The following is a 24412-nucleotide window of genomic DNA, read 5'->3' as shown; positions in this document are numbered from 1 at the left end:
GAGCAACACTTTTATCCGGCGTATTCCCCCCTGCCAGGGACAGCCGTCCTGTCCTTAACGTCGTGGAGCGAGATAACATGGACACAATGAAAAAACCTGAATTTTCAGTCGGCTGGCTTTCCGGGCTGAGCGAGATTGTGAGCGATCCGCTGCTCTATGAATTACTGAAATATTGTCCTCTGGAGATCATGCGGCGCTGGCGTTTCGAAGAGATCCCGCGCGGTGATTTTATCTGCCGACAGGGTGAAGTGTGTCAGCGGTTTTCGCTGATTATCGCCGGTGAGGTGGACGTTTTCTATGAGGCTGAGGACGGGCGCCGCTACCGTCAGGCCCGCTACCGTAAAGGCGACATGCTGGGCGAGCTCGAGATCTTTGAATCGCGTCATTACATCTGCTCGGTGGTGGCGGTGGGTCATGTGCAGCTTCTGAGCCTGTCGCAGGAACATTTCTGCCGCTGGCTGGCGTTAGATAACCATTTTAACCAGCGGATGCTGCGCTTCTTTAGCCAGCAGTATTACCAGCTGTCGAAGAAGGCCAGCAGCGACAATCTTTACTCGCTGCATCAGCGGGTGTGTCAGGCGTTATGGCTGCGTTATCAACAGGATGGTGCCGATGAAATCTTGCTGGATAAGCAGAATCTCAGCCAGGAATTCGCGGCGACGACCCGCAGTATTAACCGTATTTTGCATGACCTGAAAGCGCTACAGATTATTGATACCGATGGTGAACGCATTGTGTTGTTAGCTCCTGAAAAACTGAAGCAGGAGGCTGATATCGGATAACCGCAAGAGTAAGGAGGCGGGAGAATGTCGCTGCAACCCCATATCCAGTTAAGCAAAGAGATGACCGGCGCGCGGTACGCGCTGCTGCCGGGCGACCCGCAGCGGGTCGACCGCATCGCCAATTTTCTTGATAATCCACAGCCACTCGGTCAGAACCGGGAGTTTCGCGCCGCGCGCGGCTGGTATCAGGGCGTCGAGATTTTAGTGCTCTCTACCGGCATCGGCGGGCCATCTACGGCGATTGCCATTGAAGAGCTGCGCCAGATCGGCGTAACCACTCTGATTCGTATCGGCAGCTGCGGGGCACTGCAGGATAATCTTGCGCTCGGCGATGTGATTATCGCTCACGCCGCGGTGATGGATGACGGTACCAGCCGAACCTATGCGCCAGCGGGCTATCCGGCCTGCGCCGACCCGCAGCTGACCTGGGAACTGGTGGCGCAGGCGCGGCAGATGAACATCCCGGTCGCGTGCGGTCTGGTGCGCAGCCATGACAGTTTCTATACCGATCGTGAGGCGGAACTGGATGCGCAGTGGTCGGCGCGCGGCATTCTGGGGGCGGATATGGAGAGTGCCGCCCTGATGACTATCGGCGCGCTGCGCGGGTTACGTACGGCTTCATTACTCAATGTGGTTGTTGCCCATAACGGTTGTCTGGATAGCAGCATCAATGATTATGTCCAGCAGGAAACGCTGTGCCAGCAGGGCGAAGAACGGCAAATTACCCTGGCGCTACGCGCCATTTATTCCGCTAGCCAGCAAGGAGGTTTGTGATGGACTTTTTTAGCATCAACAATGTGATGGTCAACATTCCCCTCGGCGAAGGCGGCTATGCGCTATCGTGGATTGAAGCTATCGGTACCGTGTTCGGCCTGTTGTGTATCTGGTGCGCCAGCCGGGAAAAAATCATCAATTATCTGTTTGGCCTGATCAACGTCACGCTGTTTGCGGCCATTTTTTTCCAGATCCAGCTCTATGCCAGCCTGCTGCTGCAGGTGTTTTTCTTCGCTGCCAATATTTACGGCTGGTACGCGTGGAGCCGGCAAAACGAGGCGCAGGAGGCCGCGCTCAAGGTACGTTGGCTTTCCCGTCAGCAAACGCTGGCGCTGGGCGGCATCTGCGCGGTGGCGATTGTGCTGATGACGCTATTTATTGACCCGGTGTTCGCGACGCTCACCCGTATCATGATTGCCCTACTGCAAACGTTCGGTATGCAGGTCGCGATGCCCGACCTCCAGCCCGACGCCTTCCCGTTCTGGGATTCCACCATGCTGGTGTTGTCGATTGCGGCCATGGTGCTGATGACGCGTAAGTTCGTCGAAAACTGGCTGCTGTGGGTGGTTATCGACGTGATTAGCGTGGTTATCTATGCGGTACAGGGCGTTTACGCCATGTCGCTTGAATATGTCCTGCTGACGGCGATCGCGGTGATGGGCTCGTACAGCTGGATCAAGAGCGCGCAGCGCAACGGCTATACGCCGCTTGCTGCCGCCGCATCCTGATTGACCTATTGCCAGGCTGCCTGAATGGGCAGCCTGTTGCTCTCACCGCCCCTCTTTCTGCTACAATCCCCACCCCGTTCGAAGATTGAGCAAAAGACTCCCATGCGTTTAAATCCTGGCCAACAACAAGCCGTCGAATTCGTTACCGGACCGTGCCTGGTGCTGGCGGGTGCCGGTTCCGGTAAGACCCGCGTTATTACCAATAAAATAGCCCACCTGATCCGCGGCTGCGGCTATCAGGCGCGCCATATCGCGGCGGTCACCTTTACCAATAAGGCGGCGCGCGAAATGAAAGAGCGCGTCGGGCAAACGCTGGGGCGTAAAGAAGCGCGCGGCCTGATGATTTCCACCTTCCACACGCTGGGGCTGGATATCATCAAACGCGAATACGCTGCGTTAGGGATGAAATCCAACTTCTCGCTGTTCGACGATACCGACCAGGTGGCGCTGTTAAAAGAGCTCACCGAAGGGCTGATCGAAGAAGACAAAGTGGTACTTCAGCAGCTGATCTCCACGATCTCCAACTGGAAAAACGATCTGAAAACCCCTGTCCAGGCCGCCGCTGGCGCGAAAGGGGAGCGGGATCGGATCTTTGCTCACTGCTACGGGCTGTACGACGCGCATATGAAAGCCTGTAACGTACTCGACTTCGATGATCTGATCCTGCTGCCGACCCTGCTGCTGCAGCGTAACGAAGAGGTGCGGGAGCGCTGGCAGAACAAGATTCGCTATCTGCTGGTGGATGAATACCAGGATACCAACACCAGCCAGTACGAGCTGGTGAAACTGCTGGTGGGGCAGCGGGCGCGCTTTACCGTGGTCGGCGATGACGATCAGTCGATCTACTCCTGGCGCGGCGCGCGGCCGCAGAACCTGGTGCTGCTAAGCCAGGATTTCCCGGCGCTGCAGGTGATCAAGCTGGAGCAAAACTACCGCTCTTCCGGGCGTATTCTGAAGGCGGCCAACATCCTGATTGCCAATAACCCGCACGTCTTCGAAAAGCGCCTGTTTTCCGAGCTGGGCTATGGCGTAGAGCTGAAGGTGCTCTCCGCCAACAATGAAGATCATGAGGCGGAACGCGTTGCCGGTGAACTCATCGCTCATCACTTTATTAATAAAACTGCCTATAAGGATTACGCGATCCTGTATCGCGGCAACCATCAGTCACGGGTTTTCGAAAAGATGCTGATGCAAAACCGCATTCCGTACAAAATTTCTGGCGGCACGTCGTTCTTTTCCCGCCCGGAAATTAAAGATCTGCTGGCCTATCTGCGCGTGCTGACTAACCCTGATGACGACAGCGCCTTTCTGCGCATCGTCAATACGCCGAAGCGTGAAATCGGTTCGGCGACGTTGCAAAAGCTGGGCGAATGGGCGATGGGGCGCAATAAAAGCATGTTTACCGCCAGCTTCGATATGGGTCTGACCCAGACGCTGAACGGACGCGGCTACGAGTCTCTGACCCGCTTCACCCACTGGCTGCGGGAGATCCAGCAGCTTTCAGAGCGCGAGCCGATTGCCGCCGTCCGCGATCTGATCCGCGGCGTGGATTATGAATCATGGCTCTATGAGACTTCGCCCAGCCCGAAAGCCGCCGAAATGCGGATGAAAAACGTCAATACGCTCTTCACGTGGATGACCGAAATGCTGGAGGGCAGCGATATCGATGAACCGATGACGCTCACCCAGGTCGTGACCCGTTTCACGCTACGAGACATGATGGAGCGCGGCGAGTCGGATGAGGAGACGGATCAGGTTCAGCTGATGACGCTTCATGCTTCAAAGGGACTGGAGTTCCCCTACGTCTATCTGGTTGGCATGGAGGAAGGGCTGTTGCCGCACCAGAGTAGTATTGATGAAGACAACGTCGATGAAGAACGCCGTCTTGCCTACGTGGGTATCACCCGCGCGCAGAAAGAGCTCACTTTTACCCTGTGCAAAGAGCGCCGGCAGTACGGCGAGCTGGTGCGACCGGAGCCGAGCCGTTTCCTGCTGGAGCTGCCGCAGGATGATCTGATTTGGGAGCAGGAGCGCAAAGTTATTTCGCCGGAAGAACGCATGCATAAAGGCCAGGCGAATGTCGCCAACATCCGGGCGATGCTGGCGAAAGCGCGTAAATAGCGGCTAGCGGCCGTTTTGCTGCTGAAGCTGGAACTGACGTAGCTCTTCGCGACCCGGAGCACCGTCTGAACCCGGCCGGGTGACGACAATAGCCGCTACTTCATTGCCCAGCAGCGCGGCCTGGCGTAGATCCATCCCGCAGGCCAGCCCGGCGATCGTACCGGCGCAGTGGCTGTCTCCTGCGGCAATCGTGTCATAGACCTTCACGCGGCAGGCAGGAATGTGCTGCGGTTCCGCGTCGGGTTCAACCACCCACGCGCCATCTTTATCAAACCGACAGATCGCCCGTAAATGCCAGTCGCTGGCGAGCCGCGAAGCGGCGTGAAGGGTCGCGCTATCCGTATCGTATAAACGTGCGCACAGCAAGCTCAGTTCATCGCGATTCAGGGTGAGCACGGGACCTTTGCCCAACAACGCCTGGATAAAGTGAATATCCAGTTCACCCAGACGCGGACCAAAATCGACAAACAGCGTTTTATCTTCCGTAAGGTCCAGAATCCACTTGCGCAGGGCTTCGCTGGCCAGCTCGTAGCCAGAGACATAAATTATGGCGTCCTTCGGCTGCGGAATTTGTGCGAGTAGCTCGTTGTTCCAGTGCTGCTCGCAGCCCTCAACGGTGATAAACGTCCGCTCTTTGTTAGCCTCGACGAGGGCCAGACACCAGCCGTTATCGTGAGTGGGGTGGCGCAAGAGGACGGGTAGGTTTTCCTGCGCCATTTTCTGTGCAACGGCCTGCCCCCACTCGCCATTTCCCACCGGTATCGCGTTTATCACAGGGAGTTCAAGGCGTGAGAGCGCGCGGGCGACATTGAACGCGCAGCCGCCAATCTGCCGTCCGCCGTCGCGGGCGGAAACATCGCTACCGCTATGCGGTAGTGCATCGAGATGGAGGATCATGTCGCTAAAAGCGGCGCCGATAACCACGATCGGCCGCCGCGGCGACAGCAAGTCAGCTGTTATTGTCACGGCTGGCCTCCTTTCTTGCGCCGAACGCCAGATACAGCGCCAGGCTCAGAATAAAAGAGACAAACAGACCCAGGCTGGAGTCCGCGAAAATGCCGACGGCGAAAGGACCGTCGATAAACCCGGTTTTGGATACCATCAATCCCGCCAGCGCGCCGACAATCCAGCAGCCCAGCGCGGTGCGGTTTGCTCCGCTTTCCCTGAATAAATCAGCTTCAGCATATCCGGCTCGGCGGCGAATCCGATAAAAATCGACCATAAAAATGGCGGCCCAGGCGGCCAGAAATACGCCGCAGAAAATCAGAAACGCGATGAAGGGCCCAAGAAAATCTTTCGAGACAAATAGCACATAGAGCGCGATCCCCAGCACCAGTACGGCATCGAGGGCCACGGCGGAACGCTGCTGGAGCTTAATCCCCATGCTTAACAGATTAAGACTGGCGGAATAGAGGCTCAATACGGCGATGGTCACGACCCCGGCGGTCGCCGCGGCCAGATAGGGGATTGCCATCCAGGAAGGCAGCAGTTTGCCAATCGCTGAAATGGGGTTCTCGCTGGACGCCAGATCGGGGATCTGGGCGGTAAGCAGTATCCCGGTGAGCATCAGCAGCAATAGGGGGAGCGCGGCGCCGCTGACAACGGCGAGAAAAATAGGCTTTTCACCGGCGTCGGGACGCTGATCCCGGCTATAGTCGGCGCCGGCGATAGCCCAGCTGATGCCGGTACCGGCGGCAATAATTGATACCGCCGGCAGAAAACCGGTGAGCCAGCTGCCTGAAGGCAGCGCGAGGATGGCCTGCCAGTCTGCGGTGAAGAGTAAATAGATCACTACCAGCAGCGTCATGGCGCCAAAGATCCGGGTGATCCATTTTTGCATCATCAACACGGCATTTTGTCCGAGCACGCTGACCAGTACGGTCAGCCCGCCAAACAAGAAAAGCGACAGCGCGGTGGTGGTGAGACTCTCTTCAAAACCCATGGCGGCAAACAGCGCGACGAGGGTGAGCGTGCCGGTAATGATATTGACCGCCTCCCAGCCCATCAGATTCACCCAACAGAAGCTGGTGGGGGCGATATTACCGCGTTTGCCAAAAATGACCCGGGAGAGAGTGAGCGTCGTGGTGCGGCCGATTTTGCCGGCGATGCTGGTGACGCCGACCAGCGCAAAAGAGGCGACGCCCGCCACGGCGGCAAGAATCGCCTGCCAGAATGAGAGGCCAAACGACACAATCACCGCGCCGTAAACGACCCCAAGAATGCCAATATTCGCGGCGCACCAGACGAAAAACAGCTGGATCGGTTGTTGGGTCTGGTGGACCGGGGGAACGAGACCGATCCCTAATTCCGCCATTCCGGGATCTGCCGTCTGGATATTTCCATCGTATGAAGCTTTGCTGTCCATAGTGATGCCCTCTGTGAATTATGCGAAGCGGTATTCTGCAAGCCGCCGTGCGTAAGGCGCGAAGTCGATGCTGTTGGCCTGCTTAATCTGTTGTACAGGTTCTTCAGGAAAAGCCTCTATGCCATGAAGCGCGCCGCAAATGGCGGTTGCCATCGCGCCAATAGTGTCGGTGTCGCCGCCTAAATTGGCTGCCAGCATAGCGCATTTCATGGGCTGCGTTTTTGCCAGCTCGACCAGCGCAATCGCTGCGGGGACGGACTCGATAATATCCATACCGGCGCCGATATCCTCATAAATACGTTCAATACCTGTCAGGTGGTCATTCTCCCCGGCAATCGTTTCCAGCGCCAGGTGGATACGGTTCCCAAGAAGTGGACTAAAAGTGGACTCGTAATGGCGCTGGGTTTCATTTGCCAGCGACGACAACTCGGTTTTGATTAACGGCCACCCGGCTCCTTCAATGGCGCGGCTGATAGCCCAGGCAACGACCACCGCGCCGGCGATGGCGATGTCTGATTTATGCGTCGGCAGGCAGGATAGCCGCACTTGCTCAATGAAAAAGGCCCTGTCCCCGGTTGGTAGTCGACAACCCATCGGCGCCACGCGCATTGCCGCGCCGTTGGTCACGCCGTTGGCCGCGATCTCATCCAGCGGTTGCCCCTGTTCGAGCGCGATCAGAGAAGCTTTTGAGGTTGGGCCGAGAATATTTTTCTCGAATGCCTTGCAGCGTCGGGCCCACAGCAGAATGTGTCTGGCGATAGTCAGTGGATCGGTCACGCCGTTGTGTTCATCGAGCGCATCCATCAGCGCGATACACTGATGGGTGTCATCCGTGAACTCGGCGGCGCGAAATTCGCAGGCCGCAATATTCTCTTTCGGCCCGGGAAGAAAGCGTTCAATCCAGCCAAAATGGTTAATGATTCGACGTTTAGGCCACAGTTCAGAGGGCATGCCCATCGCATCACCGATGGCTTGCCCATAAAGACAGCCAAGGATGCGGCTTTCGGCAATATAGGTAGGGCGAATATCAGACATCGTCGACTCCCTGGAAGAAATGAATAAAAGTTAATCTAAAAATAGATCCAGATTAAGTCCAGTTAAAGTCCTTTATAGTTATGCTGTGATCGCAGGCGCATTCTGAGAGAAAAAAGCGACGTAAAAATGAATGGGGCGACGTTATGATGGGGCTATTGATTCCAGTATGGATCCACTATGATAAATCCACTGTCACTGAATTCCGCAAGGCCATGAAATTATGTCGCAACCATTGCTTGAGTATATAAAAGGGCGTCTGAATGCAGAGGCTCCCGCGCCGCTTTATATTCAGCTTAAACAAGCTATTGAAGCTGCGATGACCGAGCGTTTATTGACGCACGGCAGCATTCTGCCCTCCGAGCGCAAAATGTCTCAGACCCTGGAATTGTCGCGCGTGACGGTGGTTAAGGCCCTTGATGCGCTGCTGGAAGCTGGGCTGGTGATTAAGCGCCATGGAAAAGGTACCGAGGTGAATCTGCCGGTAAGCTATAACCTTGCCAGCGGCGGATTTTCTGCCCAGCTACAAAATTCAGGAACGGTGTCCAATCGATGGCTGGTGCGGGAAAAGCTGGCGGCGGATGATTTTCTGGCTCGTCAGCTGGAGATCGCCGTCGGCGATCGAGTGGCGAAAATCAAACGCGTACGTCTGGTCGATGCCCTTCCGGTGTCTATCGAAACCATGTTTATTCCCGAGCGTTTTTTACCCCGCCCGGATTTACTCGAAGGGTCGCTGTACGCGCACTGGGCGGAAAATGCTATTTACCCCGATCTTCAGGATTACTCGCTGACGGTGCATATTCCTTCGGCGGAAGAGCTGAATTTGCTCGACCTGCCGCAGGGTGTGCCATTGATGAAAATTACGCTGAAAAGTCGTAATGCCCAGGGCGAGGTGCTTGAGTACGGTACCGCTTTCTGCCTGAGCAATTACTTTAATTTTGATTTCAGAGTGAAGCTGCAATAAGCGCAGTCGGCCAGTTATCGTTCATTACCGTTTGGCATGGTCGGTGTATGAAACCCGCAATCGCTTTATGTAAGAGCGGATAATATCCGACGACTTACTGCTCGTTAAGCCGAAGCGGCCAGTGAACGTAGCTCTGCCACTGGCACTCCTGTTCGACCATTTCCCGACCCAGCGGATGATTCTCCAGCCAGCCCTGCGGCAGCGTTAGCGTCAAACTTTCATCAACGGCAGCCAGCGTAATCATCGGCAGCAGATCGTCGCGTCGGCGGCTGGCAAACAGAATAGCCAGACGCAGCAGACGACACATATGCTCCGCGACTCTCGGCGGAACCGCGTTTTGTTGATGAAGGGAAGAAAGGTCGACGGTGCTGGTTTGGTTTAACAGCAGGGTCGCCAGCAGCTTCTTCTGCGCGGGGGTAAATCCTGGCAGGTCGAGATTGCGCACCAGCCAGGCGGCATGCAGAGGCGCCTGCTTGTATTCCACGCTCAGACCGATTTCATGCAGCTGGCAGGCGCTTTGCAGCAAATCGAAGCATAGCGGCTCAATTTCCCAGCTGTTTTCCACCTGATGAACGAAATGGGCGGCCAGTTGGGCAACGCGCTGTGCCTGTTCGGTATCAACCAGAAACCGGCGCTGAATATTGCGTAAGGTACGACTGCGAATATCCTGATCGATCGACAGGTGCAGCATGCCGTATACCAAACCTTCACGCAGTGCGCCGCCGGCGAGCGTCATACACTGAATATTCAGCTCGCTGAAGATGGCCATAAGAATCGCCAGCCCGCTAGGAAAGACGAGCGCCCGTTCAAGGGTCAGACCTTCGATCTCCAGCTCCTCCAGCCGACCGCACTGAATCGCGCGCTGTTTGAGCTGCTGTAGCTTGGCTAAGGTGATGCGTTCATCCATCCCCTGCGCCATCATGATTTCCTGTAACGCCTGGACCGTACCGGAAGCCCCGACGCACACTTTCCAGCCGTGATAGCGCAGAACATCGGCGACGGGACGCAAAACTTCACGCGCGGCGGTTTCGGCCTGGTCAAAGTTTTCTTTGGTCAGGCTGCGATCGGCGAAGTATCGTTCCAGCCAGGTCACGCAGCCCATCGACAGGCTAAAAAGCGAGGTGGTTTGCGCGCCGGTACCGGTAACCAGTTCGGTGCTGGCGCCTCCAATATCCACGACCAGACGCTGATCCGCGCCGCCAGTGGTATGCGCGACACCCTGATAAATCAGGCGTGCTTCCTCTTCGCCGCTGATAACCTGCACCGCGCAGCCGAGGATTTCCCGCGCTTTTTCCAGAAACTCACCGGCGTTAACCGCCAGGCGCAGCGTCGCTGTGGCGACCACGCGGATTTGCGTCGGGGGGATATCCTGCAAACGCTCGGCGAACAGGCGCAAGCATTGCCAGCCGCGCTCCATGGCTTCGGCAGAGAGCGTGTTGTCGCCGTTGAGGCCAGCGGCCAGACGGACTTTGCGTTTGATACGGCTGAGGGTCTGGATGCTCCCGGCGACCTCGCGTACAACCAACATATGAAAGCTATTGGAGCCAAGATCGATAGCTGCATAGAGCGAGGTGGAACTCATACACTTCATCCTTCAAGCTGCCTCTGCGTTGGCTGCATGCTTTTTCCCGGAGCGCGGCTCCTCGGGATTCGTTCTCTTGCCGCCTTGATGCAACTTGCATGATTTTGTGTATGACATATTGCTTTAACCTGAACGACGACGATTACGTGGTGGGCCGTTACGACGCGGGCCGTTGCCAGGACGCGGGCGCGTGAGGCGCAGCGGTCTGGGCAGTTCGGTCATGAGTGCGTCAGAATTGTATTTGCTGACTGGAATTGAATGGCCAATATAGGTTTCAATCGCCGGCAGGTTCAGCGCGTACTCTTCACAGGCCAGGCTGATGGAGTGACCGCTGGCGCCAGCGCGGCCGGTACGGCCAATACGGTGAACGTAGTCTTCGCAATCGTCCGGCAGGTCGTAGTTAAAGACGTGCGTAACGGCCGGAATATGCAGACCGCGGGCGGCAACGTCGGTTGCGACCAGAATGTCGATATCGCCGCGGGTAAATTCATCGAGAATGCGCAGGCGTTTTTTCTGCGCGACGTCGCCGGTCAACAGACCAACGCGATGGCCGTCCGCCGCCAGGTGACCCCAGATATCTTCACAACGATGCTTGGTGTTGGCGAAAATAATCGCGCGATCCGGCCACTCTTCTTCAAGCAAGGTCTGCAGGAGGCGCATTTTTTCTTCGTTGGAAGGATAGAACAGCTCTTCTTTAATACGGTGGCCCGTTTTCTGCTCAGGCTCAACTTCGACGTACTCGGCGTTGTTCATTTGTTCGAACGCCAGTTCACGGACGCGATAAGAAAGGGTGGCAGAGAACAGCATGTTCAGGCGCTGATTCGCCGGCGGCATACGGCGGAACAACCAACGGATATCTTTAATAAAGCCGAGATCGTACATGCGATCGGCTTCGTCAAGTACGACAACCTGAATGGCGCCGAGGTTAATATGGTTCTGTTTGGCGTAGTCGATAAGGCGACCGGTGGTGCCGATCAAAATATCCACGCCGCTTTCCAGCACTTTCAGCTGCTTATCGTAGCCGTCGCCGCCGTAAGCAAGGCCCAGTTTCAGACCGGTAGCCTGCGCCAGCGGTTCGGCGTCAGCATGAATCTGTACCGCCAGTTCACGCGTCGGCGCCATGATCAGCGCGCGCGGCTGGTTGACCTGGCGGTCAGCGATCGCCGGGTGAGTGAGAAGATAATGAAACGTTGACGTCAGAAACGCCATCGTTTTACCGGTACCGGTTTGCGCCTGCCCGGCGACATCGCGACCTTCCAGCGTAAGCGGGAGGGCGAGTGCCTGGATGGGTGTGCAATTATGAAACCCTTTTTTTTCAAGGGCTTCAATCACTGCCGGGTGCAGGGCGAAGTCGGAAAACTTCTGTTCTGTTAAATGTGTTTTGCTCATAGTGTGGTAGAATATCAGCTAACTATTGCATTAAGAAAGCGTATCCGGTGAAATAACGTCAACCTTTCGTTGGCTATGTATGAAATTATTCAAGGTGCGTCTGCGGCAACTGAACGAATCTTCGAAAGCTTAGACTACTAAGCGAGGCGAGGGTGACAAATCTGCGATAAGCCGGTTTGAACGCGGGTTGCTTTATCTTTTGTGGGGCAAAGTTCATGATGGACATTGTGACGCAGATCGATAAAAGGGGCATTCTGAAGAACAGCGTGCATAACGTAGCATCGACACGTCGTTGATGGCCGCGACACCAACACACCAGGCTTATTCCTGTGGAGTTAAATATGAGCGATAAAATTATTCACCTGACTGACGACAGTTTTGACACGGACGTACTCAAGGCTGACGGGCTAACCCTCGTCGATTTCTGGGCAGAGTGGTGTGGTCCGTGCAAAATGATCGCCCCGATTCTGGATGAGATCGCTGAAGAGTATCAGGGCAAACTGACCATTGCGAAACTGAACATCGATCAGAACCCGGGTACCGCGCCGAAATACGGCATTCGCGGCATTCCGACCCTGCTGCTGTTCAAAAATGGCGAAGTTGCAGCGACCAAAGTTGGCGCGCTGTCTAAAGGCCAGTTAAAAGAGTTCCTCGACGCCAACCTGGCGTAAGCGGCTTGCTCTGCCGGCGTCCAGCGTCCAATTTTTTGCGGATCTCTGGACGCCCGGCGAGAGTCGTGCTAAGTTAATCTCAGACTTCGTTTTAAACATACCTTTGTTTGAATCTTGTTTTACCCAAAGCGTCCCGCAAAAATGCGCGTGAGGCTTATAATCCGGGCTTATCACTCATTCCGTTTAGTCGTTTCAGTTCTGCGTTCTTTCCTGTGACCAGGCAACGTACAGACACGAGATGAAGGCCGTTAACAGGCATGGATGTTCCTGCCATACCATTCACAACATTAAGTTCGAGAATCACCCCGAGTTTAAGAACCCACACCATTATGAATCTTACCGAATTAAAGAATACGCCGGTTTCTGAGCTGATTACTCTCGGCGAAAATATGGGGCTGGAAAACCTGGCCCGTATGCGTAAGCAGGATATTATTTTTGCCATCCTCAAGCAGCATTCGAAGAGTGGCGAGGATATCTTTGGCGATGGCGTACTGGAGATACTGCAGGATGGATTTGGTTTCCTCCGTTCAGCAGACAGCTCCTACCTCGCCGGTCCCGACGACATCTACGTATCCCCCAGCCAAATCCGCCGCTTCAACCTCCGCACTGGTGACACCATTTCCGGTAAGATTCGTCCTCCTAAAGAGGGTGAGCGTTACTTTGCGTTGTTGAAAGTTAACGAAGTTAACTACGATAAGCCGGAAAACGCGCGTAACAAGATTCTGTTCGAGAACTTAACCCCGCTGCACGCAAATTCACGTCTGCGTATGGAACGTGGTAACGGCTCGACGGAAGACTTAACCGCCCGCGTACTGGATCTGGCATCGCCGATCGGTCGCGGCCAGCGTGGTCTGATTGTCGCGCCGCCGAAGGCCGGTAAAACCATGCTGCTGCAGAACATCGCGCAGAGCATTGCTTACAACCATCCTGATTGCGTACTGATGGTACTGCTGATCGACGAACGTCCGGAAGAAGTGACCGAGATGCAGCGTCTGGTTAAAGGTGAAGTTGTCGCTTCGACCTTTGACGAGCCGGCATCCCGCCACGTTCAGGTTGCCGAGATGGTTATCGAGAAGGCGAAGCGTCTGGTTGAGCATAAGAAAGACGTTATCATCCTGCTCGACTCCATTACCCGTCTGGCGCGTGCCTACAACACCGTGGTCCCGGCCTCCGGTAAAGTGTTGACCGGTGGTGTGGACGCCAACGCCCTGCATCGTCCGAAGCGTTTCTTCGGCGCCGCGCGTAACGTGGAAGAGGGCGGTAGCCTGACCATCATCGCTACGGCGCTGATCGATACCGGTTCTAAAATGGACGAAGTTATCTACGAAGAGTTTAAAGGCACCGGTAACATGGAGCTTCATCTCTCTCGTAAGATCGCAGAAAAACGCGTCTTCCCGGCTATCGACTACAACCGTTCCGGTACCCGTAAAGAAGAGCTGCTCACCACTCAGGAAGAGCTGCAGAAGATGTGGATCCTGCGTAAAATCATTCACCCGATGGGTGAAATCGACGCGATGGAATTCCTCATCAATAAACTGGCGATGACCAAAACTAACGATGACTTCTTCGATATGATGAAGCGCTCGTAAGTTAAAAATGCCAGAAAACGCCACGCTATTGCGTGGCGTTTTGTTTTCCGGGTTTGTATGATCCAGCAAGGGAAAACAAAATGGGTGTTAACGTATGATGTGTGCAGGATGATGGCAGGCAGAGACAGCTTTAACAGTCTAAAATTTCTACAATAAATTTGTAATGTTCTGCTTTGCCCCTTCTGGAGTTGAGGCATCATCGTTATACTTCCCGGATTAACTATGCTGAGAGCACATGCGTTGTGAATTTACTCACTGCTATTACTGAATTAATCAGTATTTTCTTATTCACTACCCTGTTTATATTTATCGCTCGCAAGGCGGCAAAAAGAGTTGGGCTGGTGGATAAACCTAACTATCGCAAACGGCATCAGGGTTTGATTCCGTTAGTTGGTGGTATTTCAGTTTTCGCAGGTATTTGTTTTACGTTTGCCATCGCCGACTATTACATTCCCCACGCAAGGTTATACCTGGGGTGTGCCGGGGTGCTTGTGCTGGTCGGCGCGCTGGACGACCGCTTTGATATCAGCGTAAAAATTCGCGCGGTTATTCAGGCCGCTATCGCCGTCATTATGATGATGGTGGGAAATCTTCATCTTAGTAGCCTCGGTTTTATATTCGGCTCATGGGAGCTGGTGCTCGGCCCCTTTGGCTTCTTCCTCACGCTGTTCGCCGTTTGGGCGGCGATCAATGCTTTCAATATGGTAGATGGTATTGATGGGCTGCTTGGCGGCCTGTCCTCCGTCTCTTTCGCGGCAACGGGCATCATCCTGTGGTTTGATGGCCAGTACAGCCTGGCGATGTGGTGTTTTGCGATGATTGCCGCCATTTTGCCCTATATTTTACTTAACCTCGGTGCGCTTGGCCGTCGCTATAAGGTCTTTATGGGTGATGCCGGCAGCACCATGATTGGCTTCACTATCATCTGGATCCTGCTGGAGACCACGCAGGGAAAGACGCATCCTATTAGCCCGGTCACGGCGCTGTGGATTATTGCTATCCCATTGATGGATATGGTGGCGATTATGTACCGTCGCTTGCGTAAAGGGATGAGTCCATTCTCCCCGGACCGTCAGCATATTCATCACTTAATCATGCGCGCAGGGTTTACTTCCCGCCAGGCGTTTGTCCTGATCACTCTGGCCGCCGCGCTGCTGGCTCTGGTTGGCGTGGTGGCGGAATACACCCGCATTGTGCCGGAATGGGTGATGTTAATACTCTTTTTGGTAGCCTTCTTTCTTTATGGCTACTGCATTAAACGCGCCTGGAAAGTGGCGCGCATGGTTAAACGTATTAGACGCAGAATTCGGCGACACAGCGGCAATAATCCAAATTAACCAAATCAATCTGGGGACGTGATGACTCAACCATTACCGGGAGCACAAACAGTGAACGTTGAGAATGAGCTGGATATTCGCGGGCTGTTTCGCGCCTTATGGGCAGGAAAAAGCTGGATAGCAGGTATCGCAGTGCTCTTTGCACTGGTTGTTCTGGTTTATACCTTTTTTGCTCGCCAGGAGTGGAGCGCGACGGCGATTACCGATCGGCCAACGGTAAACATGCTGGGGGGATACTATTCGCAACAGCAGTTTTTACGCAATCTCGATATCAAGGCCAATCTCGTCTCGGTCGATCAGCCTTCGGTAATGGATGAAGCTTATAAAGAGTTCATCATGCAGCAGGCGTCATGGGATACCCGCCGCGACTTCTGGCTGCAAACGGACTACTACAAGCAGCGCCAGTCGGGTAACGCTCGCGCCGATGCCGCTCTGCTGGATGACCTGATTAACGATATCCAGTTTATGCCCGGCGATGCGCTAAAAAGCATCAACGATAGCGTGAAGCTGACGGCAGAAACCGCGCCGGATGCCAATAATCTGCTGCGCCAGTATGTGGCTTTCGCCAGCCAGCGTGCGGCAGGGCATCTGAATGACGAGCTTAAAGGCGCCTGGGCCGCGCGTACCATCCAGATGAAAGCGCAGGTGAAGCGTCAGGAAGAGGTGGCGCGAGAGATTTTCAATCGTCGCATGCATAGCGTGGAACAGGCGCTGAAAGTCGCCCAGCAGCACAATATCTCCCGCAGCGAAACCGATATTCCACCAGACCAGTTGCCGGATTCAGAGCTGTTTTTACTGGGACGGCCGATGCTGCAGGCCCGACTGGAAAACCTGCAGGCGGTGGGGCCGGAGTACGATCTTGATTATGACCAAAGCCGCGCCATGCTAACGACATTAAACGTTGGGCCGACCCTGGATCCGCGTTTTCAGACTTACAGGTATTTGCGAACGCCTGAAGAACCGGTAAAACGCGATAGCCCGCGCCGCGTGTTTCTGATGGTGATGTGGGGGATTGTGGGCGCGCTCATCGGCGCAGGCGTTGCGTTATCGCGTCGCCGTGTCCAGTGAATGCGGCCCGTGGTGAAGGACATTCAGCCTTTATCACCTAATCGAAGAGAATCGATGTGAAAGTACTAACGGTATTTGGCACGAGACCAGAAGCTATCAAAATGGCGCCTCTGGTTCATGCGCTGGCAAAGGATCCTCATTTTGAGGCGAAAGTTTGCGTGACCGCGCAGCATCGGGAGATGCTCGATCAGGTGTTGAAACTTTTTTCTATTGTTCCGGAATACGACCTTAACATTATGCAGCCGGGCCAGGGGTTGACGGAGATTACCTGCCGTATCCTTGAGGGCTTAAAGCCGGTGCTGGAGTCGTTTAAGCCGGACGTGGTGCTGGTGCATGGCGATACCACCACGACGATGGCGGCAAGCCTGGCCGCTTTTTATCAGCGCATTCCGGTAGGGCACGTGGAAGCCGGGCTGCGTACGGGCGATCTGAGCTCGCCGTGGCCGGAAGAGGGGAATCGTACGTTGACCGGGCATCTGGCAACGTACCACTTTGCGCCGACGGAAACCTCGCGGCAGAACCTGCTGCGGGAAAACATCGCCGACAATCGGATCGCGGTAACCGGCAATACGGTTATTGACGCGCTGTTCTGGGTGCGCGACCGGGTGTTGAGCGATGAAGTCCTGCGCAACGAGCTGACTCAGCGCTATCCCTTCCTCGCCAACGGCAAAAAGATGATTCTGGTCACCGGGCACCGTCGGGAAAGCTTTGGCCGTGGTTTTGAGCAAATCTGCCATGCGCTGGCGGAGATCGCCGCTAACAACCCGGACGTACAAATCGTCTATCCGGTTCATCTGAACCCGAACGTCAGCGAGCCGGTTAAGCGTATTCTCGGCCACGTTGAGAACGTCATGCTTATTGAGCCGCAGGATTATCTACCGTTCGTCTGGCTGATGAATCGCGCATGGTTGATCCTGACTGATTCCGGCGGTATCCAGGAAGAAGCGCCATCGCTCGGTAAGCCGGTGCTGGTGATGCGTGACATGACCGAGCGTCCGGAAGCGGTTAGCGCGGGCACCGTGTGCCTGGTGGGCACCGATAGCCAACGCATCGTCAATGAAGTCACGCGCTTGCTGCAAGATGAGTCCGCGTATCAGGCCATGAGCCGGGCGCATAACCCGTACGGCGATGGACAAGCGTGTCATCGTATTTTGTCTGCACTTAAAAATAATCAGGTAACGCTATGAATTTTTCTACCATTTCAGTGATTGGCCTTGGATATATTGGCCTGCCAACCGCTGCCGCGTTCGCCTCCCGGCAAAAGCGGGTGGTCGGCGTTGATATTAATCAACACGCCGTGGAGACCATTAACCGTGGAGAAATTCATATCGTGGAGCCGGATCTGGCGAGCGTCGTCAAAACGGCGGTCGAACAGGGCTACCTGAGCGCCACTACCGCGCCGGTAGAAGCCGACGCCTATCTTATTGCGGTGCCGACGCCGTTTAAAGATCTGCACGAACCGGATATGGTTTTCGTCGAATCGGCGGCTAAATCTATCGCGCCGACGCTGAAGAAAGGCTCGCTGGTTATCCTTGAGTCCACATCGCCGGTGGGGGCAACCGAGCAGATGGCTGGCTGGCTGGCGGAAATGCGCCCCGATCTGAGTTTCCCACAGCAGGCTGGCGAAGCGGCTGACGTCAATATTGCCTACTGTCCGGAGCGCGTTTTGCCGGGGCAAGTGATGGTTGAGCTGATTAAAAACGATCGCGTGATTGGCGGCATGTCGCCGGTGTGCTCGGCCCGCGCTAGCGAGCTGTATAAAATCTTCCTTGAAGGCGAATGCGTGGTGACCAACTCGCGCACTGCCGAGATGTGTAAGCTGACTGAAAACAGCTTCCGTGACGTTAATATCGCTTTTGCCAATGAACTTTCGCTAATTTGCGCCGATCAGGGGATTAACGTCTGGGAGCTGATTCGCCTGGCGAATCGTCATCCGCGCGTCAATATTCTTCAGCCGGGCCCGGGCGTTGGCGGCCACTGTATCGCGGTCGACCCGTGGTTTATCGTGGCGCAGAACCCGCAGCAAGCTCGACTTATCCGGACCGCGCGTGAAGTCAACGACCACAAACCAGAATGGGTAATCGACCAGGTGAAAGCGCGAGTCGCCGACTGTCTCGCGGTGAGCAACAAACGCGCCAGCGAGCTAAAAATCGCCTGTTTTGGCCTCGCGTTTAAGCCGAATATTGATGACCTGCGCGAAAGCCCGGCAATGGCTATTGCCGCGCAAATCGCCCGCTGGCACGGCGGCGAAACCCTGGTCGTTGAGCCAAATATTCATCAGCTGCCGAAAAAGCTCGACGGACTGTGCGCTCTGGCGACGCTTGACGAAGCGCTGGCGAGCGCCGATGTGCTGGTGATGCTGGTCGATCATAAAGAATTTAAAGCGATGAGTGGTGACAGCGTGAGCCAGCAGTTTATCGTCGATACCAAAGGGGTGTGGCGGTGAGAAAGCGTCTGGTCAAAGACGAAGGTGCCCGGAGTTTCGCGCGCTTTCATCACGATCAAAACTTAACAGACCTGTTTTATGCCCGTCCGCGCCAGTATTGAACCCCTTGAATGGGAAAACCGCTTCTTCGGCGTCAATAGCGCCATCGTACGTTTTGGCGACGATGCGCCGCCGCTGACGGCGCAAGCGCTGGCCGGATGGTCGCGGGTGCAGGCGAAAGTCGCGGCGGATGATATTGCGCGTCTGGACGCGCTGCAGGCATTGGGCTTCCGGCTGGTGGAGGGCGAGGTAGATCTCGCGCTTTCGCCTGCGGCTTCAGATGATAGCGGTGCCGAGCTGGCGACCGAGGTGGATATTCCCCGGCTGCGAGAACTGGCGGCGTTGGCCTTTGCGCAGAGCCGTTTTCGCGCGCCCTGGTACGCAGCCGATGCCAGCGCCCGCTTCTATGCCCAGTGGATTGAAAATGCGGTGCGTGGGACTTTCGATCATCAGTGTCTGGTGTTTCGCGCCCCTGATGGTGATATTCGTGCGTTTGTCTCCCTGCGCCAGCTCAGCGAGCGCGAGGCGAGAATTGGCCTGCTGGCCGGACGCGGCGCAGGAGCGGAATTAATGCAAGCAGCCCAGCGCTGGGCCGCGCTGCGTGGGCTGACGACACTGCGGGTGGCGACCCAGATGGGTAACACCGCCGCGCTTAAACGTTACATTCTTAGCGGTGCGAATATCGAAAGCACCGCGTACTGGTTATACAGGTGACATGATGATTCCATTTAACGCGCCGCCGGTGGTGGGAACCGAACTTGATTATATGCAGTCCGCGATGGGCAGTGGCAAGCTGTGCGGCGATGGCGGTTTTACCCGCCGCTGCCAGCAGTGGATGGAGCAGCGTTTCGGCACCGTGAAAGCGCTGCTGACGCCGTCCTGCACCGCTTCGCTGGAGATGGCGGCGCTGCTGCTGGATATCCAGCCGGGCGATGAAGTGATTATGCCGAGCTACACCTTCGTCTCCACCGCCAACGCCTTTGTGCTGCGCGGCGCGAAAATCGTCTTCGTTGATATTCGTCGCGATACCATGAATATCGATGAGACGCTGATTGAAGCGGCCATTACCGAGAAAACCCGCGCGATTGTGCCGGTTCACTACGCCGGCGTGGCCTGCGAGATGGACACTATTATGGCTATCGCCGGCAAGCATAATCTGTTTGTGGTGGAGGATGCCGCGCAGGGCGTGATGTCGACTTATAAAGGCCGGGCGCTCGGTACTATCGGCCATATTGGCTGCTTCAGCTTTCATGAAACCAAAAACTATACCGCGGGTGGTGAAGGTGGCGCGACGCTGATTAACGATCGCAAGCTGGTCGAGCGCGCGGAGATTATTCGTGAAAAAGGCACCAACCGCAGCCAGTTTTTTCGTGGTCTGGTGGATAAATATACCTGGCGCGATATCGGCTCCAGCTATCTGATGTCCGATTTACAGGCCGCCTATCTGTGGGCGCAGCTGGAAGCGGCGGAGCGGATTAACCAGCAGCGCCTGGCGCTGTGGCAGAACTACTATGATGCCCTGCTGCCGCTGGCGCGGGCTGGACGTATCGATCTGCCGATCGTTCCTGCCGACTGCGGGCAAAATGCGCACATGTTCTATATCAAGCTGCGCGATATTGACGATCGCAGCAAGCTGATCGCCTGGCTGAAAGAGGCGGAAATTCTGGCGGTGTTCCACTATATCCCGCTGCACAGCTGCCCGGCCGGGGAAACCTTCGGCGAGTTCCACGGGACGGATCGCTACACCACTCAGGAGAGCGAACGCCTGCTGCGTCTGCCTTTATTCTACAACCTGTCGAACGTCAACCAGCGCACGGTAATTAACTCGCTGCTGAGCTATTTCTCCTGATATGTCGCTGGCAAAAGCGTCTCTGTGGACCGCGGCGTCCACGCTGGTCAAAATCGGCGCCGGTCTGCTGGTGGTTAAGCTGCTGGCCGTGTCGTTCGGCCCGGCAGGGGTGGGGCAGGCGGGTAACTTCCGCCAACTGGTGACCGTACTTGGCGTACTGGCGGGGGCCGGGATATTTAACGGCGTCACTAAGCTGGTAGCCCAGCATCATGACGATCGCCGGCAGTTGTACAACGTCGTTGGCACCTCTTCGGCGATGGTACTGGGTTTCTCTACACTGTTGGCGCTGATCTTCCTGCTGGCGGCCGCGCCAATCAGCCAGGGGCTGTTCGGCCATCAGCATTACCAGAACCTGGTGCGGCTGGTGGCCCTGGTACAGATGGGGATCGCCTGGGCGAATTTCTTGTTAGCGCTGATGAAAGGTTTTCGCGATGCGGCGGGTAATGCGCTGTCGCTTATCGCCGGGAGCCTGATTGGCGTGGCGGCGTACTATGCCTGCTACCGTTTCGGCGGCTATCAGGGCGCATTGTTGGGGCTGGCGCTGGTGCCCGCGCTGGTGGTGGTGCCGGCGGCCTTCGTACTGTGGCGACGCGGCAATATTCCGCTGAGCGCGCTGCGCCCGCGCTGGGACAACGGCCTGGCGGGGCAGCTATCGAAATTTACCCTGATGGCGCTGATTACCTCGGTGACGCTGCCGGTTGCCTATGTGATGATGCGTAACCTGCTGGCGGCCCACTATGGCTGGGACGCGGTGGGGATCTGGCAAGGGGTGAGCAGCATCTCCGACGCCTATCTACAGTTTATTACCGCGTCATTTAGCGTTTATCTGTTACCGACATTGTCCCGGCTAACGGCGAAAGCGGATATCACCCGCGAGATTAGCAAATCGTTAAAATTTGTTCTCCCGGCGGTGGCGGCAGCAAGCTTAACAGTGTGGCTGCTGCGTGATTTCGCTATCTGGCTACTTTTTTCCGACCGTTTTACGGCGATGCGCGATCTGTTTGCCTGGCAGCTGGTGGGCGATGTGTTAAAGGTCGGGGCTTATGTTTATGGCTATCTGGTGATCGCCAAAGCCTCGCTACGTTTTTATATTCTGACGGAAATCAGCCAGTTCACGCTGTTGACCGCATTCTCGCACTGGCTTATCCCGGCGCATGGCGCAATCGGCGCGGCGCAGGCGTATATGGCTACCTATATTGTTTATTTCGCTCTCTGTAGCGGCGTGTTTTTACTTTGGCGTAAACGGGCATGACAGCACTGATACATGTACTGGGATCGGATATCCCGCACCACAACCAGACCGTGCTGCGGTTCTTTAATGATGAGCTGGCCGTCGATGACGAGCAGGCGCGTATATTTATGGTCGTCGGTGAGGAGACAGGGATCCGCGCAGCCTATCCCGCGCTCTCCATCAGCTGTTATCCGGGGAAAAAGTCGCTGGCGCAGGCGGTTATCGCGCTGGCAAAAGCGAACCGGCAGCAGCGCTTTTTCTTTCACGGCCAGTTCAATACCGGCCTGTGGCTGGCGCTGCTCAGCGGCGGGATCCGCCCGGCGCAGTTTAACTGGCATATCTGGGGGGCGGACCTGTATGAGAACTCCGCCAGCCTGAAGTTTCGTCTGTTCTATCCCCTGCGGCGCATGGCGCAGGGCCGGGTAGGGCGCGTGTTTGCTACCCGCGGCGATCTGAGCTGGTTCGCCGCCCGCCATTCGGGCGTGCCGGGTGAGCTGCTCTACTTCCCGACCCGTATGGATCCGGCGCTGAATTCGCTCGCCGATAGCGCCCCGCGCGGTGACACGCTGACTATTCTGGTGGGGAATTCCGGCGATCGTAGCAATGAGCACATCGCCGCGCTGCGTGCGATTCATCAGCAGTTCGGCGATACGGTCAATGTCGTCGTGCCGATGGGCTATCCGGCCAACAATAGTGACTATATCGATGAAGTTCGCGCGGCCGGCGCGGCGCTGTTCAGCCCGCAGCATCTTCAGGTACTGGGCGATAAGCTGGCGTTTGATGACTATCTGGCCCTGCTGCGTCGTTGCGATCTTGGCTACTTCCTGTTTGCCCGTCAGCAGGGTATCGGCACGCTGTGCCTGCTGATTCAGGCGGGCATCCCTTGCGTGCTGAATCGGGATAATCCCTTCTGGCAGGATATGTCGGAGCAGCATATTCCGGTACTCTTTACCCGCGATGCGCTGGACGTGAGCGTTGTGCGTGAAGCACAGCGCCAGCTGGCCGGTGTGGATAAAAATCAGATCGCCTTCTTCCGTCCGAATTATCTGACGGGCTGGCGACGCGCGTTGCGGATTGCCGCGGGGGGGATGCATGACATTAATGCAATTTAGCGGGCTGCTGCTGGTCTGGCTGCTGTCGACGCTCTTTATCGCCACCGCCACGTACTTTGAATTTCGTCGCGTACGCTTCAACTTCAACGTCTTTTTCTCGCTGTTGTTTCTGCTGACCTTTTTCTTTGGCTTCCCGCTGACCAGTATTCTGGTGTTCCGCTTTGACGTCGCGGTCGCCCCGCCGGAAATTCTGCTGCAAACTCTGTTGGTTTCCGTCTGTTTTTATGCGGTTTACTACGGCACCTACAAAACGCGGCTACGCTCGGCGGCGCACGGCCATCCGCATCGTCCGCTGTTTACGATGAATCGCGTGGAGACCCATCTGACCTGGGGCATTTTACTCGGGCTGGCGCTGCTTTGCGTCGGCATCTTCTTTGCGCATAACGGATTCCTGTTATTCAAACTCAACTCCTATAGCCAGATATTCTCCAGCGAAGTCTCCGGCGTGGCGCTAAAGCGTTTCTTCTACTTTTTCATCCCGGCAATGCTGGTGGTCTATTTTCTGCGTCAGGATTATAAAGCGTGGATATTCTTCCTCGTTAGCACCGTCGCCTTTGGTCTGCTGACCTACGCCATCGTTGGCGGCACCCGGGCGAACATTATCATCGCTTTTGCCATTTTCCTGTTTATCGGCATCATTCGCGGCTGGATCAGCCTGTGGATGCTGGCGGCGGCGGGCGTGCTGGGTATCGTCGGTATGTTCTGGCTGGCCCTCAAGCGCTATGGCATGAACGTCAGCGGCGATGAGGCGTTTTATACTTTCCTCTATCTGACCCGCGATACTTTCTCGCCGTGGGAAAACCTGGCCCTGCTGCTGCAAAACTACGACAAGATCGAGTTCCAGGGGCTGGCGCCCATCATCCGGGATTTTTACGTCTTTATCCCCAGCTGGTTGTGGCACGGTCGTCCGACAATGGTGCTCAATACCGCGAACTATTTCACCTGGGACGTGCTGAATAACCATTCTGGCCTGGCGATTTCGCCGACCCTGATTGGCTCGCTGGTGGTGATGGGCGGCGTCTGGTTCGTCCCGCTGGGCGCGGTGGCGGTTGGGCTGATCATTAAATGGTTTGACTGGCTGTACGAGCTTGGCAACCGGGAGACGAACCGCTATAAAGCGGCGATCCTGCACAGTTTCTGTTTTGGCGCTATCTTCAACATGATCGTGCTGGCGCGTGAAGGGCTGGATTCATTCGGTTCCCGCGTGGTTTTTTTCCTCGTCATCTTTGGGATCTGCCTGCTGGCGGCAAAACTGCTGTACTGGTTCCTGGATAGCGTGGGGCTGATTCATAAGCGGGCTAAACCGCTGACGCAACCTCAAGTCTGATAAGGG

21 protein-coding genes are annotated in these 24412 nt (G+C 55.9%); 16 read left to right on the top strand and 5 right to left on the bottom strand.

What is annotated here, in order from left to right:
• Positions 1-77: 77 nt before the first annotated feature.
• The 4 genes from EGY08_RS14150 to rep all read left to right on the top strand — a co-directional run bounded on the left by EGY08_RS14150 (position 78) and on the right by rep (position 4405).
• Positions 78-782 carry a Crp/Fnr family transcriptional regulator gene (locus tag EGY08_RS14150; protein ID WP_004127355.1) on the top strand — a complete coding sequence of 235 codons (705 nt, stop codon included), beginning with the start codon at positions 78-80 and terminating at the stop codon, positions 780-782.
• Between the two features lie 24 nt (positions 783-806).
• The gene (locus tag EGY08_RS14145; protein WP_049112509.1) at positions 807-1556 is read left to right on the top strand and encodes a nucleoside phosphorylase; all 750 of its coding nucleotides are present in this window, start codon (positions 807-809) and stop codon (positions 1554-1556) included.
• Positions 1556-2284: a nicotinamide riboside transporter PnuC gene (gene pnuC / locus EGY08_RS14140; RefSeq protein ID WP_004127360.1), complete on the top strand. Its 729-nt coding sequence runs from the start codon at positions 1556-1558 to the stop codon at positions 2282-2284. The genes EGY08_RS14145 and pnuC overlap by 1 nt, the downstream gene beginning before the upstream one ends.
• A gap of 102 nt (positions 2285-2386) precedes the next feature.
• Positions 2387-4405 carry a DNA helicase Rep gene (gene rep, locus EGY08_RS14135; protein ID WP_049112508.1) on the top strand — a complete coding sequence of 673 codons (2019 nt, stop codon included), beginning with the start codon at positions 2387-2389 and terminating at the stop codon, positions 4403-4405.
• Between the two features lie 3 nt (positions 4406-4408).
• Here the strand turns inward: rep and EGY08_RS14130 are convergent, their stop codons facing one another.
• The 3 genes from EGY08_RS14130 to EGY08_RS14120 are packed head-to-tail and all read right to left on the bottom strand — an operon-like array spanning position 4409 to position 7805.
• Positions 4409-5371 (bottom strand): PfkB family carbohydrate kinase, encoded by a 963-nt coding sequence (locus EGY08_RS14130; protein ID WP_004127369.1) that lies wholly within the window; start codon positions 5369-5371, stop codon positions 4409-4411.
• Positions 5355-6770 carry a purine-cytosine permease family protein gene (locus EGY08_RS14125; protein WP_049112506.1) on the bottom strand — a complete coding sequence of 472 codons (1416 nt, stop codon included), beginning with the start codon at positions 6768-6770 and terminating at the stop codon, positions 5355-5357. The genes EGY08_RS14130 and EGY08_RS14125 overlap by 17 nt, the downstream gene beginning before the upstream one ends.
• Positions 6771-6788: 18 nt before the next feature.
• On the bottom strand, positions 6789-7805 hold the full coding sequence (locus tag EGY08_RS14120; RefSeq protein ID WP_004127374.1) for an ADP-ribosylglycohydrolase family protein: 1017 nt from the start codon (positions 7803-7805) through the stop codon (positions 6789-6791).
• Positions 7806-8025: 220 nt separating this feature from the next.
• Here EGY08_RS14120 and EGY08_RS14115 point away from each other — a divergent pair, with 220 nt between their 5' ends.
• Positions 8026-8766 (top strand): GntR family transcriptional regulator, encoded by a 741-nt coding sequence (locus tag EGY08_RS14115; protein WP_004127377.1) that lies wholly within the window; start codon positions 8026-8028, stop codon positions 8764-8766.
• A gap of 94 nt (positions 8767-8860) precedes the next feature.
• Here EGY08_RS14115 and gppA read toward each other — a convergent pair whose 3' ends face one another.
• Both gppA and rhlB read right to left on the bottom strand, forming a co-directional pair.
• Positions 8861-10357, bottom strand: a complete 1497-nt coding sequence (gppA, locus tag EGY08_RS14110; protein ID WP_162626108.1) for a guanosine-5'-triphosphate,3'-diphosphate diphosphatase — start codon at positions 10355-10357, stop codon at positions 8861-8863.
• A gap of 114 nt (positions 10358-10471) precedes the next feature.
• Positions 10472-11737: an ATP-dependent RNA helicase RhlB gene (gene rhlB, locus EGY08_RS14105; protein WP_004127388.1), complete on the bottom strand. Its 1266-nt coding sequence runs from the start codon at positions 11735-11737 to the stop codon at positions 10472-10474.
• 341 nt (positions 11738-12078) lie between these two features.
• On the opposite strand from rhlB, the gene trxA reads away from it, so the two are divergent.
• The 11 genes from trxA to wzyE all read left to right on the top strand — a co-directional run bounded on the left by trxA (position 12079) and on the right by wzyE (position 24406).
• Complete coding sequence (gene trxA / locus EGY08_RS14100; RefSeq protein WP_004097507.1) at positions 12079-12408, top strand: thioredoxin TrxA; 330 nt, start codon at positions 12079-12081, stop codon at positions 12406-12408.
• Between the two features lie 329 nt (positions 12409-12737).
• Positions 12738-13997 carry a transcription termination factor Rho gene (gene rho / locus EGY08_RS14095; protein ID WP_002883293.1) on the top strand — a complete coding sequence of 420 codons (1260 nt, stop codon included), beginning with the start codon at positions 12738-12740 and terminating at the stop codon, positions 13995-13997.
• Between the two features lie 242 nt (positions 13998-14239).
• On the top strand, positions 14240-15334 hold the full coding sequence (wecA, locus tag EGY08_RS14090; protein ID WP_004127391.1) for a UDP-N-acetylglucosamine--undecaprenyl-phosphate N-acetylglucosaminephosphotransferase: 1095 nt from the start codon (positions 14240-14242) through the stop codon (positions 15332-15334).
• A gap of 21 nt (positions 15335-15355) precedes the next feature.
• A complete protein-coding gene (wzzE, locus tag EGY08_RS14085) occupies positions 15356-16402 on the top strand; it encodes an ECA polysaccharide chain length modulation protein (RefSeq protein ID WP_032741993.1) in 1047 nt (348 codons plus the stop codon).
• Between the two features lie 56 nt (positions 16403-16458).
• On the top strand, positions 16459-17589 hold the full coding sequence (wecB, locus tag EGY08_RS14080; protein WP_004127395.1) for a non-hydrolyzing UDP-N-acetylglucosamine 2-epimerase: 1131 nt from the start codon (positions 16459-16461) through the stop codon (positions 17587-17589).
• Positions 17586-18848 carry a UDP-N-acetyl-D-mannosamine dehydrogenase gene (gene wecC, locus EGY08_RS14075; RefSeq protein WP_004127406.1) on the top strand — a complete coding sequence of 421 codons (1263 nt, stop codon included), beginning with the start codon at positions 17586-17588 and terminating at the stop codon, positions 18846-18848. Before wecB ends, wecC begins: the two co-directional genes overlap by 4 nt.
• Before the next feature lie 78 nt (positions 18849-18926).
• Positions 18927-19601 (top strand): dTDP-4-amino-4,6-dideoxy-D-galactose acyltransferase, encoded by a 675-nt coding sequence (rffC, locus tag EGY08_RS14070; RefSeq protein WP_123828598.1) that lies wholly within the window; start codon positions 18927-18929, stop codon positions 19599-19601.
• Positions 19602-19605: 4 nt separating this feature from the next.
• A complete protein-coding gene (gene rffA, locus EGY08_RS14065) occupies positions 19606-20736 on the top strand; it encodes a dTDP-4-amino-4,6-dideoxygalactose transaminase (protein ID WP_004127411.1) in 1131 nt (376 codons plus the stop codon).
• 1 nt (position 20737) lies between these two features.
• Positions 20738-21988, top strand: a complete 1251-nt coding sequence (wzxE, locus tag EGY08_RS14060) for a lipid III flippase WzxE (protein ID WP_087828784.1) — start codon at positions 20738-20740, stop codon at positions 21986-21988.
• Positions 21985-23079 carry a TDP-N-acetylfucosamine:lipid II N-acetylfucosaminyltransferase gene (locus EGY08_RS14055; RefSeq protein ID WP_123828597.1) on the top strand — a complete coding sequence of 365 codons (1095 nt, stop codon included), beginning with the start codon at positions 21985-21987 and terminating at the stop codon, positions 23077-23079. The genes wzxE and EGY08_RS14055 overlap by 4 nt, the downstream gene beginning before the upstream one ends.
• The gene (gene wzyE, locus EGY08_RS14050; RefSeq protein ID WP_123828596.1) at positions 23060-24406 is read left to right on the top strand and encodes an ECA oligosaccharide polymerase; all 1347 of its coding nucleotides are present in this window, start codon (positions 23060-23062) and stop codon (positions 24404-24406) included. Before EGY08_RS14055 ends, wzyE begins: the two co-directional genes overlap by 20 nt.
• The last annotated feature ends 6 nt before the right edge of the window (positions 24407-24412 follow it).

The organism is Klebsiella sp. FDAARGOS_511, assembly GCF_003812845.1.
In the GTDB taxonomy this organism is placed as follows: Bacteria; Pseudomonadota; Gammaproteobacteria; order Enterobacterales; family Enterobacteriaceae; genus Klebsiella; species Klebsiella grimontii.
This window is presented reverse-complemented; position numbering and strand designations above follow the sequence as displayed.

Coding starts and splice junctions, on each gene's coding strand:
- EGY08_RS14145 (WP_049112509.1), top strand. CDS start 807: ATGTCGCTGCAACCCCATATCCAGTTAAGCAAAGAGATGACCGGCGCG.
- wzxE (WP_087828784.1), top strand. CDS start 20,738: ATGTCGCTGGCAAAAGCGTCTCTGTGGACCGCGGCGTCCACGCTGGTC.
- rhlB (WP_004127388.1), bottom strand. CDS start 11,737: ATGAGCAAAACACATTTAACAGAACAGAAGTTTTCCGACTTCGCCCTG.
- rep (WP_049112508.1), top strand. CDS start 2,387: ATGCGTTTAAATCCTGGCCAACAACAAGCCGTCGAATTCGTTACCGGA.
- trxA (WP_004097507.1), top strand. CDS start 12,079: ATGAGCGATAAAATTATTCACCTGACTGACGACAGTTTTGACACGGAC.
- wzzE (WP_032741993.1), top strand. CDS start 15,356: ATGACTCAACCATTACCGGGAGCACAAACAGTGAACGTTGAGAATGAG.
- EGY08_RS14150 (WP_004127355.1), top strand. CDS start 78: ATGGACACAATGAAAAAACCTGAATTTTCAGTCGGCTGGCTTTCCGGG.
- gppA (WP_162626108.1), bottom strand. CDS start 10,357: ATGAAGTGTATGAGTTCCACCTCGCTCTATGCAGCTATCGATCTTGGC.
- wzyE (WP_123828596.1), top strand. CDS start 23,060: ATGACATTAATGCAATTTAGCGGGCTGCTGCTGGTCTGGCTGCTGTCG.
- rffC (WP_123828598.1), top strand. CDS start 18,927: ATGCCCGTCCGCGCCAGTATTGAACCCCTTGAATGGGAAAACCGCTTC.
- EGY08_RS14125 (WP_049112506.1), bottom strand. CDS start 6,770: ATGGACAGCAAAGCTTCATACGATGGAAATATCCAGACGGCAGATCCC.
- EGY08_RS14115 (WP_004127377.1), top strand. CDS start 8,026: ATGTCGCAACCATTGCTTGAGTATATAAAAGGGCGTCTGAATGCAGAG.
- wecC (WP_004127406.1), top strand. CDS start 17,586: ATGAATTTTTCTACCATTTCAGTGATTGGCCTTGGATATATTGGCCTG.
- pnuC (WP_004127360.1), top strand. CDS start 1,556: ATGGACTTTTTTAGCATCAACAATGTGATGGTCAACATTCCCCTCGGC.
- EGY08_RS14055 (WP_123828597.1), top strand. CDS start 21,985: ATGACAGCACTGATACATGTACTGGGATCGGATATCCCGCACCACAAC.
- rffA (WP_004127411.1), top strand. CDS start 19,606: ATGATTCCATTTAACGCGCCGCCGGTGGTGGGAACCGAACTTGATTAT.
- rho (WP_002883293.1), top strand. CDS start 12,738: ATGAATCTTACCGAATTAAAGAATACGCCGGTTTCTGAGCTGATTACT.
- EGY08_RS14120 (WP_004127374.1), bottom strand. CDS start 7,805: ATGTCTGATATTCGCCCTACCTATATTGCCGAAAGCCGCATCCTTGGC.